Annotated in this window: 15 protein-coding genes; 9 read left to right on the plus strand and 6 right to left on the minus strand. The window is 73.7% G+C overall.

Annotation, left to right across the window (positions count from 1 at the left end; translation table 11 throughout):
• Positions 1–102: 102 nt before the first annotated feature.
• Together K7C98_RS20930 and K7C98_RS20935 are read right to left on the minus strand one after the other, a co-directional pair.
• Complete coding sequence (locus tag K7C98_RS20930) at positions 103–516, minus strand: hypothetical protein (RefSeq protein WP_224193475.1); 414 nt, start codon at positions 514–516, stop codon at positions 103–105.
• A 67-nt stretch (positions 517–583) separates the two neighbouring features.
• Complete coding sequence (locus K7C98_RS20935; protein WP_224193476.1) at positions 584–1429, minus strand: metallophosphoesterase family protein; 846 nt, start codon at positions 1427–1429, stop codon at positions 584–586.
• A 174-nt stretch (positions 1430–1603) separates the two neighbouring features.
• Here K7C98_RS20935 and K7C98_RS20940 point away from each other — a divergent pair, with 174 nt between their 5' ends.
• Both K7C98_RS20940 and K7C98_RS20945 read left to right on the plus strand, forming a co-directional pair.
• Positions 1604–3271 carry an FAD-dependent oxidoreductase gene (locus tag K7C98_RS20940; RefSeq protein WP_224193477.1) on the plus strand — a complete coding sequence of 556 codons (1668 nt, stop codon included), beginning with the start codon at positions 1604–1606 and terminating at the stop codon, positions 3269–3271.
• Positions 3272–3299: 28 nt separating this feature from the next.
• A complete protein-coding gene (locus K7C98_RS20945; RefSeq protein ID WP_224193478.1) occupies positions 3300–3569 on the plus strand; it encodes a UBP-type zinc finger domain-containing protein in 270 nt (89 codons plus the stop codon).
• Here K7C98_RS20945 and K7C98_RS20950 read toward each other — a convergent pair.
• The 4 genes from K7C98_RS20950 to K7C98_RS20965 all read right to left on the minus strand — a co-directional run bounded on the left by K7C98_RS20950 (position 3536) and on the right by K7C98_RS20965 (position 7853).
• A complete protein-coding gene (locus K7C98_RS20950; protein WP_224193479.1) occupies positions 3536–4132 on the minus strand; it encodes a hypothetical protein in 597 nt (198 codons plus the stop codon). The genes K7C98_RS20945 and K7C98_RS20950 overlap by 34 nt on opposite strands.
• A gap of 88 nt (positions 4133–4220) precedes the next feature.
• On the minus strand, positions 4221–4850 hold the full coding sequence (locus K7C98_RS20955; RefSeq protein WP_224193480.1) for a hypothetical protein: 630 nt from the start codon (positions 4848–4850) through the stop codon (positions 4221–4223).
• Between the two features lie 57 nt (positions 4851–4907).
• On the minus strand, positions 4908–6254 hold the full coding sequence (locus K7C98_RS20960) for a serine/threonine-protein kinase (RefSeq protein ID WP_224193481.1): 1347 nt from the start codon (positions 6252–6254) through the stop codon (positions 4908–4910).
• A 255-nt stretch (positions 6255–6509) separates the two neighbouring features.
• Positions 6510–7853, minus strand: coding sequence for an FHA domain-containing protein (locus K7C98_RS20965; RefSeq protein WP_224193482.1), 1344 nt, complete (start codon positions 7851–7853; stop codon positions 6510–6512).
• Positions 7854–8159: 306 nt separating this feature from the next.
• On the opposite strand from K7C98_RS20965, the gene K7C98_RS20970 reads away from it, so the two are divergent.
• The 7 genes from K7C98_RS20970 to K7C98_RS21000 all read left to right on the plus strand — a co-directional run bounded on the left by K7C98_RS20970 (position 8160) and on the right by K7C98_RS21000 (position 17090).
• Positions 8160–9767: a hypothetical protein gene (locus K7C98_RS20970; protein WP_224193483.1), complete on the plus strand. Its 1608-nt coding sequence runs from the start codon at positions 8160–8162 to the stop codon at positions 9765–9767.
• Positions 9764–10960, plus strand: a complete 1197-nt coding sequence (locus tag K7C98_RS20975) for a hypothetical protein (protein ID WP_224193484.1) — start codon at positions 9764–9766, stop codon at positions 10958–10960. Before K7C98_RS20970 ends, K7C98_RS20975 begins: the two co-directional genes overlap by 4 nt.
• Before the next feature lie 2 nt (positions 10961–10962).
• Positions 10963–12150: an AAA family ATPase gene (locus K7C98_RS20980; RefSeq protein ID WP_224193485.1), complete on the plus strand. Its 1188-nt coding sequence runs from the start codon at positions 10963–10965 to the stop codon at positions 12148–12150.
• 8 nt (positions 12151–12158) lie between these two features.
• Positions 12159–13751, plus strand: a complete 1593-nt coding sequence (locus tag K7C98_RS20985; RefSeq protein WP_224193486.1) for a hypothetical protein — start codon at positions 12159–12161, stop codon at positions 13749–13751.
• Positions 13748–15580 carry a HEAT repeat domain-containing protein gene (locus K7C98_RS44930; protein ID WP_224193487.1) on the plus strand — a complete coding sequence of 611 codons (1833 nt, stop codon included), beginning with the start codon at positions 13748–13750 and terminating at the stop codon, positions 15578–15580. The genes K7C98_RS20985 and K7C98_RS44930 overlap by 4 nt, the downstream gene beginning before the upstream one ends.
• A 180-nt stretch (positions 15581–15760) precedes the next feature.
• Positions 15761–16135 carry a dihydroneopterin aldolase gene (locus tag K7C98_RS20995; RefSeq protein WP_224193488.1) on the plus strand — a complete coding sequence of 125 codons (375 nt, stop codon included), beginning with the start codon at positions 15761–15763 and terminating at the stop codon, positions 16133–16135.
• A gap of 340 nt (positions 16136–16475) precedes the next feature.
• Positions 16476–17090, plus strand: coding sequence for a hypothetical protein (locus K7C98_RS21000; RefSeq protein WP_224193489.1), 615 nt, complete (start codon positions 16476–16478; stop codon positions 17088–17090).
• Positions 17091–17136 lie beyond the last annotated feature (46 nt).

Consider the following 17136-nt stretch of genomic DNA (forward strand, 5'->3'; position numbering starts at 1 on the left):
GGGTACCAAAGCGCGGTGCCTCGCGCGCGGCCGCGGCGCCGCGACGCCGCGCCGAACAGCGGGCGGGGCGGGCCGCGACGCGCAGGCGCGCCGGGCGATGCGTTATGTCTCTTCGACCAGGCGCAGCCGGGGACCGCGCTCCATCAGCTCGCAGAAGCGGCGGACGGCCCCCTGCAGGGCGGCGATGCAGCGCTCGAACACCAGGCGGAAGTCACCCTCGGCGGCGAGGAACAGCTCGGTCGCGGCCTGCATGTCGTCGTGCTGCGGGTAGACCTTGACGACCTTGAACTCGGCCGTGACCTCGGCGGCGGCGATCCGCGCCCAGTGGCGCTCCGCCTCGCTCTCGAGGCCCCAGAAGTTGGGGAACACCAGGCGGAAGTACAGCGGGTCGTCGTCGTCGACGGTGACGCAGTAGTAGCGGCCCTCGCACTTGAACACGAGGTCGCCGGCGTCGTCGACGATCGGGCGGAAGCCCTCGGCGCGCAGGAACTCGGCGTAGACCTCCGCCTGGCTCATGAGCGCAGGATACCCCGGCGCGCGCGGCCGCGGCAACGCTCGCGCGAGCGCGCCGAATTGTGGGCGCTCATGCGATGGCGCGAGCGGTAGTGCAAGCCGTCGGCTCGGGCAAGATCTGGCGCAGGTAGGCGTCGGCGAGCATGCCGGGCCGTTGTTCGCGCGGATAACCGAGCGAGACCTCTTCGAAGCGCACGCCGTCGATCCAGTCGGTGCGCCGCGTGTGGAGGTGGCCGCTGACGACGACGCGCGCGCCGTAACGCCGGTGCCAGTCGCGGGTCGCCGCGGTGCCGCACCACGGGCGGTATCGCGGCACGCGCGGGATGAAGATCAAGTCGTCGCGCAGCGGCCAGTGATTGACGAGGATCGTCGGGCGCGCGCGCGCCTGCTCGAGCCGCGCGGCGGCGCTGCGCACGCGCGCGGCGGACCAGGCGACGATGTCGGCGAAGGGCGAGGGATCGAGGCGCACCTCGTCGGCGGCCACGACGCCGTCCTCGGCGGCCCAGGCGACCGCGGCGGCCCGCGTCATGCCGGCGGGCGCGAAGGTGTAGTCGTAGAGGAGGGCCATCAGCGCGATGGTGTGCGGCCCGCCCTCGCCGGGCCACACCGGCCACTCGTCGTCGACGCCGACGACCCCGCGCTCGCGGCACAGCTCGCCGAGCGCGGCCAGCTTGTCGGCGCCGCCGAGGCGCGCGCCTCGTTCGTCGCCGGTCCACAGCTCGTGGTTGCCGGGCACCCACAGCACGCGGGCGAAGCGAGGCTGCAGCAGGTCGAAGGCCCAGCGCAGGTGATCGCCGGTCTCGCCGACGTCGCCGCCGACGATCAGCCAGTCGTCTGTCCGCGGGGACAGGTGCGAGAGGAGCTCGCGGTTGCGGGCGTGGCCGACGTGGAGATCGCTGAGGGCCCAGAGCTTCATGCCGGGTCCGCCAGGCTAGTGCGGCGGCCGGATGGTTTCAACCGCGAGGCGCCGCCGTGCGGGCGGTCGCCTGCGGGGCCGCAGGGACGGGGTCCGCGACCCTGCCGAGTTCGGGTGCGGTGCGACGAGCGCGAGCGGGGCGAACGTGCGCGTTCGCGGTAGACTGGGCGGCGCATGACGACCCTCCCCAACGACCCGTCGGCCCAGCGGCGCGAGGCGACCTTTCCGCGGCTCAGCGAGGCGCAGCAGGCCCGGCTGTGCCGCCACGGCCGGCGCAGGCCGACGCGGGCAGGCGAGGTGGTGTTCGATCAGGGCGACGTCGGCACCAACTTCTTCGTCATCCTGTCGGGCACGCTCGAGGTGGTCCAGCCCGGCTACGACGGCGTCGAACACCCGGTCGTGATCCACGAGCCGGGCCAGTTCACCGGCGAGATCACGATGCTGACCGGCCGCCCCAACCTGGTCCGCGGACGGATCGGCGAGCCGGGCGAGCTGCTGGAGATCGATCGCGACGGGCTGCGCCACATCGTCCAGGTCGAGGCCGAGATCGGCGAGCTGCTGATGCGCGCGTTCATCCTCCGCCGCGTCAGCCTGATCGCTCACCACGCCAGCGACGCGGTCCTGGTCGGCTCGGTCCACTCGGCGGCGACGCTGCGGCTGAAGGAGTTCCTGACCCGCAACGGCCACCCGTTCTCGTACATCGACGTCGAGCGCGACGCCGGCGTCGCCGACCTGCTCGAGCAGTTCCAGGTCGCGTGCGACGAGGTGCCGGTGATCATCTGCCGCGGCAACGTGGTGCTGCGCAACCCGACGACGGCGGAGGTGGCCCGCTGCCTCGGCTTCAACGCCGACGTCGACCCCGAGGTGCTGCGCGACGTGGTGGTCATCGGCGCCGGGCCGGCCGGGCTGGCGGCGGCCGTCTACGCGGCGTCGGAGGGGCTCGACGTGCTGGTCGTCGAGCGCAGCGCGCCCGGCGGGCAGGCCGGCTCGTCGTCGAAGATCGAGAACTACCTGGGCTTTCCGACAGGTATTTCGGGACAGGCGCTGGCCGGCCGCGCGCTGACGCAGGCGCAGAAGTTTGGCGCCCACGTGGCGGTGGCGATGGAGGCGGTCCGGCTCGACTGCTCGCGCACGCCGTACGTGATCGAGCTCGGGTCGCAGGGCTCGGTGCGCGCGCGCGCGATCATCCTCGCCACCGGGGCGCAGTACCGCCGGCTCGGGGTGCCGAACCTGCACAAGTTCGAGGGCGACGGGGTGTACTACGGAGCCACGCAGATGGAGGCCCAGCTGTGCGCCGGCGAGGAGGTCATCGTGGTCGGCGGCGGCAACTCGGCCGGGCAGGCGGCGGTGTTCCTGGCCGAGGCGGTCCGCCACGTGCACGTCCTGGTCCGCTCGAGCGGCCTGGCCGACAGCATGTCGCGCTACCTGATCCGCCGGATCGAGGAGCACCAGAAGATCACGCTGCGCACGCACACGGAGATCGAGGCGCTGCTCGGCGAGACGAGCCTCGAGCAGGTGTGCTGGCGCAACCACCAGACCGGCGCCCGCGAGACGCGGCCGATCCGCCACGTGTTCTCGATGGCCGGGGCGCGCCCCAACACGCAGTGGCTGGCCGGCTGCGTGGCCCTCGACGCGGCCGGGTTCGTCAAGACCGGGCCCGACCTGACGCCGGAGGAGCTGGCCGAACGCCCGTGGCGGCGGGCGCCGTACCTGCTCGAGACGAGCCTGCCCAACGTGTTCGCCGTCGGCGACGTGCGCTCGGGCAACGTCAAGCGCGTGGCCTCGGCCGTCGGCGAGGGCTCGATCTGCGTGCAGATGATCCACCGCGCGCTCGCCGAGTGAGCGCGCCACACCACGGAGGAGCTCGATCATGGCGAAAGAGAGCTGTTCCCACCTCGACCAGATCCACGACGTCCACCCGCACACCCGCGGCTGCGAGGATTGCCTCGCGCTCGGCGACGAATGGGTCCACCTGCGCCTGTGCATGACCTGCGGCAAGGTCGGCTGCTGCGACTCGTCGAAGAACAAGCACGCGACGCAGCACTTTCATGCGACGAAGCACGCGATCATCCGCTCGCTCGAGCCGGGAGAGCGGTGGTTCTGGTGCTACGTCGACGAGGTCGGCTTCGAGCCGGGGTGAGGGCGACGGGCATCCGCGTCGCTCGCGTCCGCCGGCGCCACGAGGGGCGCGGCGTTCAGCCGGGCGAAGTCCTCGGCGGTATCGCGGCGGTGGAAGGCGTACTCGATGCGGTCGGGGTGGACCGTGACGGCGAGCGGCAGCGGACGCCGGTGCTCCCAGGCGATCAGCGGGAGCAGGAGCAGCACGAACGTCATGAGGTACAGAAGGCCCGACGCGAACCCTGTCGTGTGCGGGCGGACGATGCACTCGGTGAACGCGAAGCACCCGGCGGCGAGAGCGACCGTGCCGGCGCCGCGGAGGGCCCGGCGCAGGTGGAACATGGCCGCGGGGACAGGCCGGCCGGGCACGGCGAGGCGGACCCATCCGCGCCAGAGCGAGGCTCCTTCTCGGTGATCACGAGCCACGACCCAGGTGCTCCGCGTGGGCATCGGGTGACGCGAGAACAGACAGTAGCCCGGCCAGCGCGGACGCACGCGGCGCGGGAGCGTCACTCCCCGGCTCGACGAGGCGAAGATCCGCAGGAACCAGGGCAGTCGCCCGTCGCGGCTCGTGACGCGCGTCATGAGGCGAGGATCGTCGGCGACGCGGCGGGTTGCACCTCGGGCGCGAAGCCGCGCCGTTCAGGCGAAGGAGTCGCGCACGCCAGGCGACTCACAGGGCGAAGACCTCGAGGTTGTCGAAGGCTACCTTCGCCTCCCAGCCGCCGAAGGCGAAGTGGCGCTGCGCGGGGCCGGTGAGCGGGTCGGGGTCGTCGTAGACGAGCGCCTCCTGGCCGTCGAGCTCCCACCGGATGGCGCCGTCGCGGCGGGTGATCGCAAAGTGATACCGCTTGCCGGCCTCGACCTTGAGCGACTGCGTGGTCTTGCGATCGCCGCCGTGCTCGTCGCGGCGGACGATCGCGCTGGTGCTGTTGTTCCAGCCGCCGAAGATGATGACGTAGCCGGTGGCGGTGTAGCTGGCGCTGCGCGCGAAGCTCTTGCCGTCGCCCGCGAGCTCGATCTTGATGTCGCCCTCGTCGGTGGCGGCGCGGGCGTCGAACTCGACGCGCACGTTGTCCGGCAGCGGCAGCGTCAGCCACAGCGGGTGGTTGCGCAGGCCCTCGACCACGAGCTCGCCGCCCTCGAGCCGCGCGCCCGGGCCGGTCGACTTCCAGGAAGGGCCGAGCTCGGCGCCGTCGAAGCGGTCGGCGAAGAGGAGCTGGGCCGGGCCGGCGCTGCTGTAGGTGCGCGGCAGCTCCTCGCAGGCGAGGACGAGCAGGAGGAGCGGGGCGAGGCGGTGCATGGTGCGAAGGACAGGTGCGACAGAGCAGGTCGGAAAGGACATGTCTGGAGAGGCCGGTCAGCCGCGCGCCGCCGGGTCGGGGCCGAGGAGGCGGACGAGGCGGTCGGTCCAGCCGTCGGGCAGGTCCTTCGGGACGTGTTCTTCGGGATCGAAGGCGGCGGCGCCGATCTGGTCGAACACGGCGGGCAGGGGCTGCGGGTGGAGGGCGAGCTCGAGGAGGACGACGCCGGCGCTGAACAGGTCGGAGGCCGGGGTGGCGCGCGCGGCGGGGCCGGGGCTGCGCAGCTCGGGGGCGAGGTAGCGCAGGGTGCCGGCGTGGCCGCTGCCGGAGCGCGGGTCGGCGAGGGCGAGGCCGAAGTCGGCGAGGGCCACGGGGGAGCCCTCGCGGGCCTCGCGGACCAGGATGTTGGCCGGCTTGATGTCGCGGTGGACGGCGCCGGCGGCGTGCACGGCCCGCAGGGCGGCGACGATCTGCGAGCCGACGCGCGGCAGGTCGGCGGGCCCGAGCAGGCGCTTGCGCACGGCGACGCGCAGGTTGCCGCCGCGGCACAGGCCGAGGGCGACGAAGCGGTGGGCGGGCTGGACGTCGAGGAGGGCGATGACGTGCGGGCTGCGGACGCGCGCGAGGGTGCGGGCCTCGGCGAAGAAGCGGGCGCTGACGAGGCGGCCGTCGCTGCCCTCGGCGACGAGGCGCTTGATGGCGACGTCGCGGCCGACGCGGCGGTCGAAGGCCTGGTAGACGACGGCGTGGCGGCCGCGGCCGAGCGGGCGGCCGAGCTCGTAGCGATCGACGCCGAGGCCGGCGACGAGCTCGGTGGCGTCGAGGCCCTCGAGCAGGGCGAGGCCGCGGCTGGCGTGCGCGCCCCCGCGGCCGAGCCGGCGCTGGGCGGTGCTCCAGCCGCGCAGGGCGCGGGCGTGGTCGATGTCGACGGCGAGCAGGGCCTCGAAGTGGCGCAGGGCGCCGAGCGGGTCGCCGCGATCGAGGAGGGTGTCGCCGAGCAGCAGGTTGGCGGCCGCGTACGGGCCGGTGGGCTGCCAGCGGGTGTCCTCGACGTCGGGCAGGGCGAGGGCGGCGCGCGCGAGCTCGACGCCGAGGTCGGGCGCGAGGGCGTCGCACAGCTCGCGCGCGAGCACGAGGACGAGGTCCGGCCGCGGCCGCAGGCGCAGGTGCGCGGCCACGCTGACGAGCGCGCCGCGGACGTAGCCGGCGTGGCTGAGGTCGCGGATCAGGCGATCGATCTCGGCGGCCGGCGCCCCCTCGACCAAACGCCGCGCGAGGGCGGCGATCCCCGGCAGCTCGCGCGGCAGCTCGGCGCCCTCCGACAGCCGCGCGAGCACGGCCCGCAGCTGGTGGTCGAGGGCAGGATCGGCGCGGATGTCACCGCGGAGGGGCTCGATCGGCATGGCGAAACGGACAGGTGCGAAGGGGCAGGTGCGATGGGGCAGGCGGGGCGGCCGGAAGACTTGGTGCGGGGAGAGGCGGCGCGAGGAGCAGGCGAATGGCGAAGGCGGCGCGAGGAGCAGCGGTGGCGTGGGGAGGGTTGGATGCGCCGAGGGACGAGGATGGCCGAGAGGGCAGGCTCTGAGGGGCAGGTGCGATGGGACAGGTGCGCTAGGGCAGGTCGCCGGGGACAGGTCCTCGGGGGCAGGTCGCAAGGGTCAGGTCATCGAGATCTCGAGCGTCAGGCGGCCGTCGGGCAGGTCGAGGTGGAGGCGGTCGCCGTGGAGGACCTCGATGCTGGCGCCGGGGCCGAGCGGCTCCTGGCCGAGCTGGGCGCGGATCCCGGCGGCGATCCGGACGGCGATGAAGGGCGGGCGCAGCTCGAGGGTGGCGGGGATCGGGCGATCGGGGGCGAGCCACAGCGGGCCGCCGCCGGGCAGGTAGAGGGTCCACGGGTGCGCCGCGGCGCCGGGGCCGAGCGGGCGCAGGAGGGCCCCGAGCTCGCCGCGCTCGCGCGGGAGCGGGTGGACCTCGATGCGGGCGGCGGACAGGCCGAGAGCGAGCTCGCCGGGGCCCTCGAGGGCGACGGGCTCGCCGGGCGCGAGGGCCTCGCCGCGCCAGAAGGTGCCGGCGCGCGAGCCGAGGTCGACGAGGGCGACGGCGAGCTCGACCTCGTCGGCGCCGAGGCTGCCGGAGGCGGCGATCGCCTCGAGCCGCAGGGCGGCGTGCTCGCGCGAGAGGCTGGCGCCGGCGAGGTTGATCTCGACGTCGGGCGAGCGGCCGAGCCGCAGATCGGAGCGCAGGACGACGCGCGTGACCTGACCGGGGCCCCAGCGCAGGTCGAGCCGCTGGCCGCGCGGGAGGGCGCTGCCGAGGTCGGCGAGGACGCGGGCGAGGGCGGCGCGCAGCAGCGGGGCGCCGCTGTGGGCGAGCGGTCCGCGGGTGATCCGGACGTCGTGCAGGTGCTCCTGCAGCAGGCTGTGCGCGAGGAAGCGCCGGCCCTCGCGCAGGGCGACGTCGATCTCGTCGCCGGCCCGCTGCAGCGTCGCCTCGATGTGCTCGATCTGGTCGATGAGGCCGAGCACGTACTCGAGCTGCGTGACGGCGCCGGCCCGCTCGTAGGCGACGGCGGCGCGCCGCAGCATGTGCAGGCGCTCGTAGATCTCGCCGGCGATGGCGCCCTGGTCGGCCTCCTCGAGCGCGCGCGCGGCTTCCATGAGGATCGCGCGCCGCGGGGCGCCGTCTTCCATGAACTCGGCGTGGCGCAGGAGGGTCTCGGCGAGGGCCTGGTGGAGGCTGCGGCCCTCCTCGGTGGCGCCGGTGTGACGCGCGGCACCCTCGCGCAGGAGGGCGATCCGCTGGGCCGTGCCGCACAGGGTGTGGGCGTACTCGAGGCGCAGGGCGGCGGCGCGGGCGTGGTCGCCGGTGTGCTCGAGGGCGCGAGCGCGGGCGAGGCCGTCGCCGGGGCCGGGGCGGGCCGGCGTGTCGAGCGCGGCCGACGGCGGGCGCAAGGCAGGCGGAGGCGGCGGAGGCGGCGGACGCGGCTTGCTCGGGCGGGACAAGCAGCGCCCATGCTAACACGCCGCCGCCGGGGCGCCGCCGGGCGGCTCCTGCGGGCCCCGAGCGGGGCTGCGGGGTCTCGATGGCGGCGGTCACGGGCGGTCGATCACTCGCGGACGCCGGGTGATGCGGTCGATCGAGCGATTCGCCGGTCCGGCCTCGCGTCGCATGGGTCGTGGCGGGCCGCGGGGCGAGGTCGCGGTGACGCCGCTGCGGGCGGCGGCGCGATCCTGCCGCTTGGCGAGGGATGCCGGGCCGGATCTGGGCCGTAGATGGTCCGCAGGGGAGCGGCTACACTCCCGGTCCCGATGCCTGCCCTGCTCGAGCCGATCGCCGCCGGACAGACGCGCTTTCATCTCCAGGGTCTGGCGCCGGACGCCCGCGGGGTGGCGTGCGGGCGCGAGACGCTGGTGGCGTTCCCGTCGCTCGACCGGCTGGTGGCGTTCCTCGGCGCGTACAGCGAGGAGTGCAGCCTCGACGAGCTGATCCCGACGATGACGATCGAGCGAGCCCGGCGCGACGGAGGCGGGCACGCGCTGCTGATGCGCTGCGCCGGGGCCGACAGCTACGCGCTCGACCGCCTGGGCCGGCTGTCGCTGGCGGTGCACGGGCAGCTGTTCACGGGCAGCGGCACCGTGTTCGTCCGCTACCGCGATCGCATGGCGCCGTTCGGCTACGACCTCGCCGGCGGGACGGCGACGGCGGCCAGCCCCGAGGAGGTCGTGGTCGTCGATCACGACGTCGCGGCGCGCTACCGCGCCCTCGATCGGCTCGACCCGGTCGAGCTGATCCAGCGGCTGTCGCTGCGCCAGATCCCGCTGCCGCTCGGGGGCATCGCCGGGGATCCGCAGCTGTGCGGGCTGCACGAGATCGCGCTGGTGCTGGTAGCACCTGGCCTTTCGGACAGGATCCTGAGTTACCTGTGGGGCAACCAGGTGCCGCTCGCGGGCGTGCGCGTGGCCCTGGCCGGCGAGCGGCGGGCCAGCCTGCTGCTGCGCCTGCGCCAGCCGAGCGGGCAGGTGCTCGACGTGCTGCACGGGATCCCCGGCGTCGAGCTGCTCGCGCCGGTGTCGCAGCGGGCGGCGGTCGAGATCGGGTATCGCCACCCGATCCACCTGGCGTCGGCGTCGTCGTGCCTGCCGGGCGACGAGATGTACCTGTTCCGCGGCCGCGTCGGTCGGGTCGAGCGGCTCGACGGGGCGCCGCAGTTCATCGACGGGGCGCACCTGGTGCGCAGCGACGTGGCCGCGCGGGCGCACGAGCCCGGCGACGCCCGCGGCACGGCGGTGCAGGCGCTCAAGGTCGAATTGCGGCTGCGGCCGACGGCGTCGATCCGCGAGCCGCGAGGGGCGCTGATCCGCTGGGAGCAGGCGGGGCTGCTGCGGCGATTGATTTATCTGATCCCGCCGATGGCGCTGGCGGCGGCCCGGCTGGCGGTGCTGCCCCAGGGGATGCTGGTGCTGACGGGCTCGTCGCTCGGCGGCGCGGCCGGGCTGGCGGCCGGGGTCGGGGCGGCGGCGATCATCCCGCTGGGGATGCGCATCGTCGAGGTCGCGCCCGGGGTGCTGGTGCCCGACGGCTTCGAGCTGTGGCCGCACGTGCGCCCGCAGCTGGTGCGCGAGCTGCTGGGGCTCGAGGCGGCCGATCACGCCCTGTTCCTCGGGACAGATCAGAGCCCGCTGCGGCTGCGCCCGGACCACCTGGCGCCGCTCGACTCGGCGATGATGAGCCGGCTCGAGCTGGCGGTGATCGAGGCGAGCCCGTCGGAGATGCCGCCGTCGGGGCCGGCGACGCTGCTCAACGAGCGGCTCGGTCGCTTCGCGCTGTGGGGCTTCGGCGAGGCGGCGCGCGCGGGCCGGCCGGCGGCCGAGGAACCGAGCGGGACGCCGGAGCTGCCGCCGGGGCGAGAGTCGTGACGCGCAACCTCGGCGAGTTCTGCGCGCGCTTCGTGGCGCCCCTGCTCGGCGGCGGGACGGTGCACGTGGCCGCACCGGTGCGGCCGGCCGACTTCCGGGCGATGGCCAACGAACTGGCGACGCTGCGCAACAGCGACGTGGCGGCGCTCCGCCTGCAGCGCGCGCAGCAACTGGTGGCCGAGCCCGACCTGCACGACCCCGGCGCGGAGGAGCTGGCGCTGTGGGTGGCGCTCTACAACCTGCTCGTGCTCGACCACCCCGACCGCGGGCGGGTGTGGGCGCGCCAGGCGACGTGGCGGCGGGTCGAGTCGGCCGCGCGCTACTGGCTGCTGTTCGCCCGCCCGGAGGGCTTCTCGGCGGCGCTGGCCAATCACGCGGCGGTCGGGGCGTTCCTCGAGCTGTCGCGCCGCGACCAGATCCTGAGCGGGGCGGAGGGCGAGCTGCGCTTCGTCGGCCAGGAGATCCCGCGCCGGCGCCTGCGCTGGACGGTGCCGGGGGCGCTGTCGGTGCGCGAGGAGACGATCGTGTGGTGGTCGTCCGCGCACGTGCCCGAGGTCGCGGCGCTGCAACAAGATGTCCTTTGGGCCAGCCCCGTGACCTGCCTCCTGCGCCCGCTGACGGCCCCGCCGGGCTACAGCCCGCTCGAGGGCGCGAGCTTCCTGCGCCACCGCGCGTTCGCCCGCGCGGTCTGCCACGCGTGGGCGTCGTCGCGGCACTGGATCGAGATCGGGGGCACGGTGCTCGGGTCGCTGCTGTTCTCGCTCACCGGCCGTCCGCTGTCGGGCGCGGCCCCGGCGGCCCAGGGAGCAGGCGCGCCGTCCGCCGGGGCCAAGCCGATGCTGGCCCTGCCGGCGCCGGTCGACACCGCCGGGCCGGAGGACGTGGCGGCCCTGGTCGCGGCCCTCATCCACGTCCACTTCCTCCGCGTGCTCGAGCTCGGCGCCCGGCTCGGCGTCGCGCCCACCAGCCGCGACCGGCCGGTGCAGATGTTCCTGGCGCTGCCGCTCCTGCTGCCCACGCTGGGCGACGTGCTGGGCTCGCCGCTCGGCGGGGCCTCGGGGCTGGGCTTCGACGCGGCAGTGGAGCGGCGCTGGATCGAGTATATCGATCATCTCGGCGAGCTCATCCCGCGCTCGGTCGTCGAAAATCTCCTGGCGACGCTCGTCCCGCGCGTCGTAAAAGCCGAAAAATAACCATGAGCACCACCCCGGCCACCTTCTCGATCAGCGACCTCGCCCGCCGCCTGCAGGACGGGGCGCGCCAGCTCGAGCAGCAGTTCCTCGGCAAGGAGGAGATCATCCGTCTCCTCTTCATCTCGGCCCTGGCCGGCGAACACATGGTGATGGTCGGGCCGCCCGGCACCGCCAAGAGCGCGATCGTCCGCGCGTTCGCGCAGGTGATCGACGCCCGGTTCTTCGACTACCTGCTGACGCGCTTCACCGAGCCCAACGAGATCTTCGGCCCGGTCGACATCCAGGCGTTCCGCCAGGGCACGTACCGCCGGCGCATCGAGAAGATGCTGCCCGAGGCCGAGGTCGTGTTCCTCGACGAGATCTTCAAGGCCAACAGCGCCATCTTGAACAGCCTGCTCACGCTGGTCAACGCGCGCCGCTTCACCCACGGCACGCACACGGTGCGGGTGCCGCTCATCTCGCTGTTCGCGGCGAGCAACGAGGTGCCGACCGACGAGGCGCTGTCGGCCATCTTCGACCGCTTCCTGCTGCGCGTCCGCTGCGACTACCTCGACAGCTATCACTTCCGCGGCCTGCTGCAGAAGGGCATCCAGCTCGAGGTGCAGCAGATGGCCGACGTGCAGGTCGGCCGCAAGGTCGCGACCGCGGCCGAGCTGCTGGCGGTGCAACGCGACTTCGGCCAGCACGTGAAGATGAGCGAGGAGTTCCTCACCACGTTCAAGGGCCTGGTGTTCCAGATCCGCTCGGAGGGCATCGGCCTGTCCGACCGCCGCGTCGTCAAGCTGCTCAAGATCTTCGCCAGCTCGGCGCTGTTCGACGGCCGCGACCACGTCAACGACGCCGACCTGTTCATCCTCCGCCACGTGTGGAACACGCCGGAGCAGGAGGAGATCCTGCAAGAGATCGTCGGGCCGGTGCTCGACCGCTGGTACGAGTCGCACCCGGACCACGGCCGGATCGGCGCCACGCCGACGAGCCTGCAGGACCTGCTCGAGGAGCTGCGGGTGATCCGCGAGACGCTCACCGGCAGCCAGGTGCTGTCGGACATGCAGCTGTTCAGCCAGCTGCGCAACCTCGGCGACATCAAGGCGGCGCTGCTGCGCATGCAGGACAGCCCGACGGCCCAGCGCATGGTCGGCGAGGTCGACAAGCTGCTCGAGACGATGTTCGCGTCGAGCCGGTTCGCATGAGGTAGCGAATGGCCGACGTCCGCAAGCCTCCGGCCCCGCCGCGCGCCGCTCCGCCTCAGCCGCAGGCGCCGCGGCCGTCGCGGCCGTCCGCGGGCGCGCAGGCCCAGGCGCCGCGCGTGACGCCGAACATGGCCGAGCTCGAGCGCCAGGTCGGCAGCCTGGCGCTGTCGCAGATCGACGGCGCAGGCGCGCTGGCGATGATGCGCGCGCTGGTGTGGCAGGGGATCCTCGCGCGCCTCGGCGTGGCCGCGCCGCTGGTGGTGCTGCACGACCTGGGCTGCCTCATCACGGGCCTCGGCGGGCCGGGTCCGGTGGTCAAGGGCATCGCCGAGTCGGAGCTGTGCGAGGCGTGGCGCGGCCTTCTGGTCGAGCTCAGCGAGAGCGACCTGGTGCGCGCGCAGGCCGGCTGGAAGCACCGCGACCAGATGATCGGCGTGGTCCTGGCGCGGGTGTTCGCGCCGGTGGTCCCGCAGCTGCCCGACGACGTGCGGGTGCTGCGGCCGATCGAGCTGCCGGTCGACGCGATCCACTACGCGCGCGTCGAGCCGAGCTCGGCGTACACCCGCTACGACCAGCGGCAGACGATCGCGTGGCTGCAGACGCTGACGCAGCACCGGCTGCTGCCGCTGCTGGCGGTCGAGCAGATCGACGTCGACGCGCTGCGGCTGTTCGGCCTGTTCCGCGGCGGGCCCGGCGAGGCGGCCGCCGGCGTCGACCTGGCCGACCTCTACAACGTGATGGTCAGCCCGGCGCTGGCCGACGTGATCGACTTCTCGATGGAGCTCCTGCCGTCGATCCTCGAGGTCAAGCGCGAGGCCGGGCAGCAGGTGTTCTCGATCGACGGCTACGCCTCGATCGAGCGCTTCGGCGGGGTCGACGACCTCGAGCTGTCGCAGCTGGCGTACGACGAGGACATCTTCGAGCAGAAGTTCATCGACGACGAGCTGTTCTACTTCACCCACGAGAAGCAGGTGGAGAACGAGCACCGCACCCACTACGTGCTGGTCGACGGCTCGGCGTCGATGCGCGGGGTGCGGGAGGTGTTCGCCCGCGGGCTGGCGCTGGCGCTGTGCAAGCGGCTGGCGCTGCTCGGCGAGCACGTGATCCTGCGCTTCTTCGACAGCCGGCTGTACGAGGGCGTGCGGGTCGGCGCGCAGGGCCACGCCGAGGTGCCCTACGTGCTGCAGTTCCGCGCCGAGCACGGCCGCAACTACGCCCGCGTGATCCGCCAGATCAACGCCGAGCTGTCGGCCCCGCGCCGCTCGGGCGCCGGCGCCGGCAAGGTCCTGGTGTACCTGCTGACGCACGGCGAGTGCCAGCTGCCGCCCGACGACGTCGCCGCTCTGGCCGCGCGCGCGCCGATCTACGGCGTGTTCATCCTGCCGAGCTCGGGCGTGCTCGACCTCGGCTACCTCGACCTGTTCTACCGCGTGCACGTGATCGACGACCAGGCGATCAGCCACGGCCGCCGGGCCCAGCGCGCCCGCCAGATCATCAGCGACGTCGAGGCCGGTCAGCGCCAGGCCCAGCCGATCCGCCGCAAGACCGGCAGCGTGTCCGTTGGGACAGGTCTGAAAGGACATGGTCGGAGGCGCCGGTGATCGACACCAACGTGCTGTGGATCCGCGCCGAGGGGGCGCTGCGGGCCGGCCGCCACGCCGACGCCCAGATCTACCTGCGCCAATTGGTGCAGGTGGTCGACCGCATCGACTTCGAGTACGAGGAGTGGCTGCGCGCCTACGTCGACTCGCTGCGGGCCACCGGCAACTGGGGCGAGGGGATGGCGTGCCTGTCGTACCTCGGGGCGCGCGAGATGCCGGGCCCGGACATCATGCGGCTGTACGCGCAGCGGGCCCAGGCCGGCGACGCCGACGCGATCCGCACCGTGCGGCTGTACGCGATCTACCTGTCGCGCGCCGGCCAGCACCGCCCGGCGGCCTCGTGGTTCGAGCTCGGCGGGATGCCGGTGCACCGCGCGATCGCCCTCGAGCGCGCCGGCGACGACGCGGCGGCCTCGCAGCTGTGGGCCCGCATGCTCGCCGGCGACGCGCTGGTCGACCGCGACTACGAGCGCGCGCTGATGAAGATCAACTACGCGCTGTGCCTGCGCCGCCTCGGCCACGAGCGGGCCCGCCAGGCCATCGCCGACGCGACCACCAGCGTCGAGGAGGTCGCCGACGCGTTCGAGAGCGAGGGCCTGCGCGAGCGCGCGTTCGACTGCTATCAGTTGATCGCGCGCCTCGGCTCGGAGACGCGGGCGTTCGAGAACGTCGCCGAGGGCTACCTCAACAGCGTCCGGATCCTCCGCGACGACGGGCTCAAGCTCGACGCGCTGCGCCTGTACGAGACGTTCATCGCCATGGCCCGCGAGGCCGGCGAGTTCCACGCGGTGGCGTCGATCCTGCGCGAGGCCGCCGACTACTGCACCCGCTCGGGCCTGCCGTACGCCGACGACCTGCGCTGGCGCAGCGCCGAGGCGTGGATCAAGGCGGCCACCGAGGCGCTGGCGGCCGGGCACCCGCCGCAGATCATCGAGAACGCGTGCCTCGCCGCCGCCGAGGCGTTCGCGTCGGTGCGGGCGTTCCGCCAGGTGGCCGAGGCGTACCGCAAGATCACGACGCTCGACCTGCCGGCGAAGAACCGCGAGCGGGCGCTGCGGCTGATCCGTCGCCTCGGCGACCAGCCCCAGGACGCGCCGCGGCCGATGCCGGTGCCCGAGTTCCTGCGCCAGCTGCCCGACTACGAGGAGGTCTGGTACGTCGACCTGGCCGAGTGGGAGCTCGGCGGCGACCCGGCCCTGGTGGCCGCCGGCGTGATGGCCGACCGCCGCTTCCCCGACTACGTGCGCCGCCACGCGCTGCTCCTGGTGCTCGAGCTCGAGCGCCGCGGGCAGGCCTACCCGGCCCTCGACATCGTCAAGGCGCTGTCGGTGGTCCGCGCCTATCCGGTGATCGCCGGGCTCGAGGCGATGTACCGCCACGGCGACGCGTCGCTGCGCGAGTCGGTGGCCGCGGCGATGGGCGCGCTCCGCTTCAAGCGCAGCTTCGGGCTGGTGTCGCAGGCGCTGCGCGACCCCAGCCCGGGCGTGCGCAAGGCCGCGGCGGCCTCGGTCGAGCGGCTGGTGTTCCCGCACGCGTTCGAGCCGCTGCGCCGGATCTTCGAGGCCCGCGACCTCCCAGACCCCGAGGCCGCCCGCAAGGCGGCGCTGACCGCCATCGGCAAGATCGGCAGCGTCGAGGCGCTCGACTTCCTGTGCGACCGCCTCCGCGAGGGCGAGCAGCCGTTCGTCAAGGTGGCCAGCACCGCCATCAGCGAGCTGCCCAACTCGGAGCTCCTGCCGTACCTGCGGCGCCAGATCGAGTTCGTGCCGGCCGAGCACCGCGCCGTGCTCGAGGACACGGCGCAGCGCCTCGAGCACCGGCTCCGTTGACGGCGATGTCTCTCAGGACAGAGGACTGTCCGGCGCGGCCGCGGCTCCCGCATCGGCGGACGCAGATCGTGCGGGAGGTCGACGCGCCGGCTCCGGCGGGCTCGCGCCGCGGCCGCGATGTCGCGCCGGCGCGCGCGTGGTAGGTTCGCCCGCGGGTCGGCGCGGCCCGCGGGCGAGGTCATGCACGACACGGTGTACTGCAGCGGGCTCGAGCTGACGGTCGGGGTCGGTTTTCACGAGGCGGAGCTGGCGATCACGCAGACGGTGCTCGTCGACCTGGCGATCGACTGCGACTTCAGCCGCGGCCCGGCGCGCGACGAGTTCACCGGCCTGGTCGACTACTTCGTGCTGGTGCAGCAGCTCGAGCGCCATGTGGTCGGGCGCCGGTACGCGCTGATCGAGGCGCTGGCGGTCGACCTCGCGCGCCAGGTGGTGCGCCTGTACCCGCCGGTGCAGGTGCGCGTGAAGGTGACGAAGCGGCCGCCGGCGATGCCCCAGGTCGCGGCGGTCGCGGTCGAGTGCGTGCGCTCGGCGGCCGACTTCGCCGGCGAGTGAGGCGCGGGCCCGCGAGGGGCGGCGCGGCGAGGCTGGCGGGATGGACATGTCTGATGTGCCATGTGCAAGGGGACATGCCATTCGCAACGGGCGCGGCGCCCGACCGGCTCCGCGCCGGCGGGGCCTCCGTCGCGGGGGGCGGTCGCTGCGTTCCGGACGATCGCGGCACCTCGGTGCCGCCCGTCACGGCGCGGAGCCGCGCGACGAACGGCCGCCAATTCGCGGCGGAACGGTCGATCCGCGGCCTCGCGGGGCTCCGCGCGTCGTACATCGTTCCACTGCCATCAATGGAAATTGATGCTGCCGCCTGCTCGAGTGTCGCCATCTTTCTTCAGCGAATATGCGGCACACCGTCGTTCTGTACCTCGCCTTCGCGCTCTCGGCTTCGTGCGTCGACAAGGAGATCCAGGGGGTGGGCGCGACCGACACGGCCGCCGGGCCGCAGATCCCGGCGATGCAGACGACCGGCACGACCGGGACGACCACGGAGGGGACGACGGAGGGGCCGTCGTCGGTGACCACGGGCCCGGCCGTGCCGACGACGTCGACGACGACGACGACCGACACGACCACCGAGGACACCCAGAGCGCGACCGGGCCGGAGACGACCGGCAGCGAGCCGGCCCCGCCGGCCGACACGGAGGGGCTGATGTGCCAGTTCAACGGGGACTGCCCGCCCTCGGCCCCGTTCTGCGCCAGCGCGGAGTGCCACGACGGCAGCGAGGGCGACCCGTGCGACTTCCACGCCGAGTGCAGCGCGAGCGCGCCCCGCTGCATGAACGGCACCTGCTACGACGGCAGCGAGGGCGACCCGTGCGTCACCGACACCGACTGCGGCGAGATGTCGAAGCACTGCGTGGTCGGCGTCTGCTACGACGGCAGCATGTTCGACCCGTGCGAGTTCGCCAAGGACTGCGCGCCGCTGTCGGACTGCGAGAACAACCACTGCGTGTGAGCCGGCGACGAGGTGTCCCCGGCGGCATGCCCGATCGAGCATGCGC

The sequence above is a fragment of the Nannocystis pusilla genome, assembly GCF_020073745.1.
GTDB classification, from domain to species: domain Bacteria; phylum Myxococcota_A; class Polyangia; order Nannocystales; family Nannocystaceae; genus Nannocystis; species Nannocystis radixulma.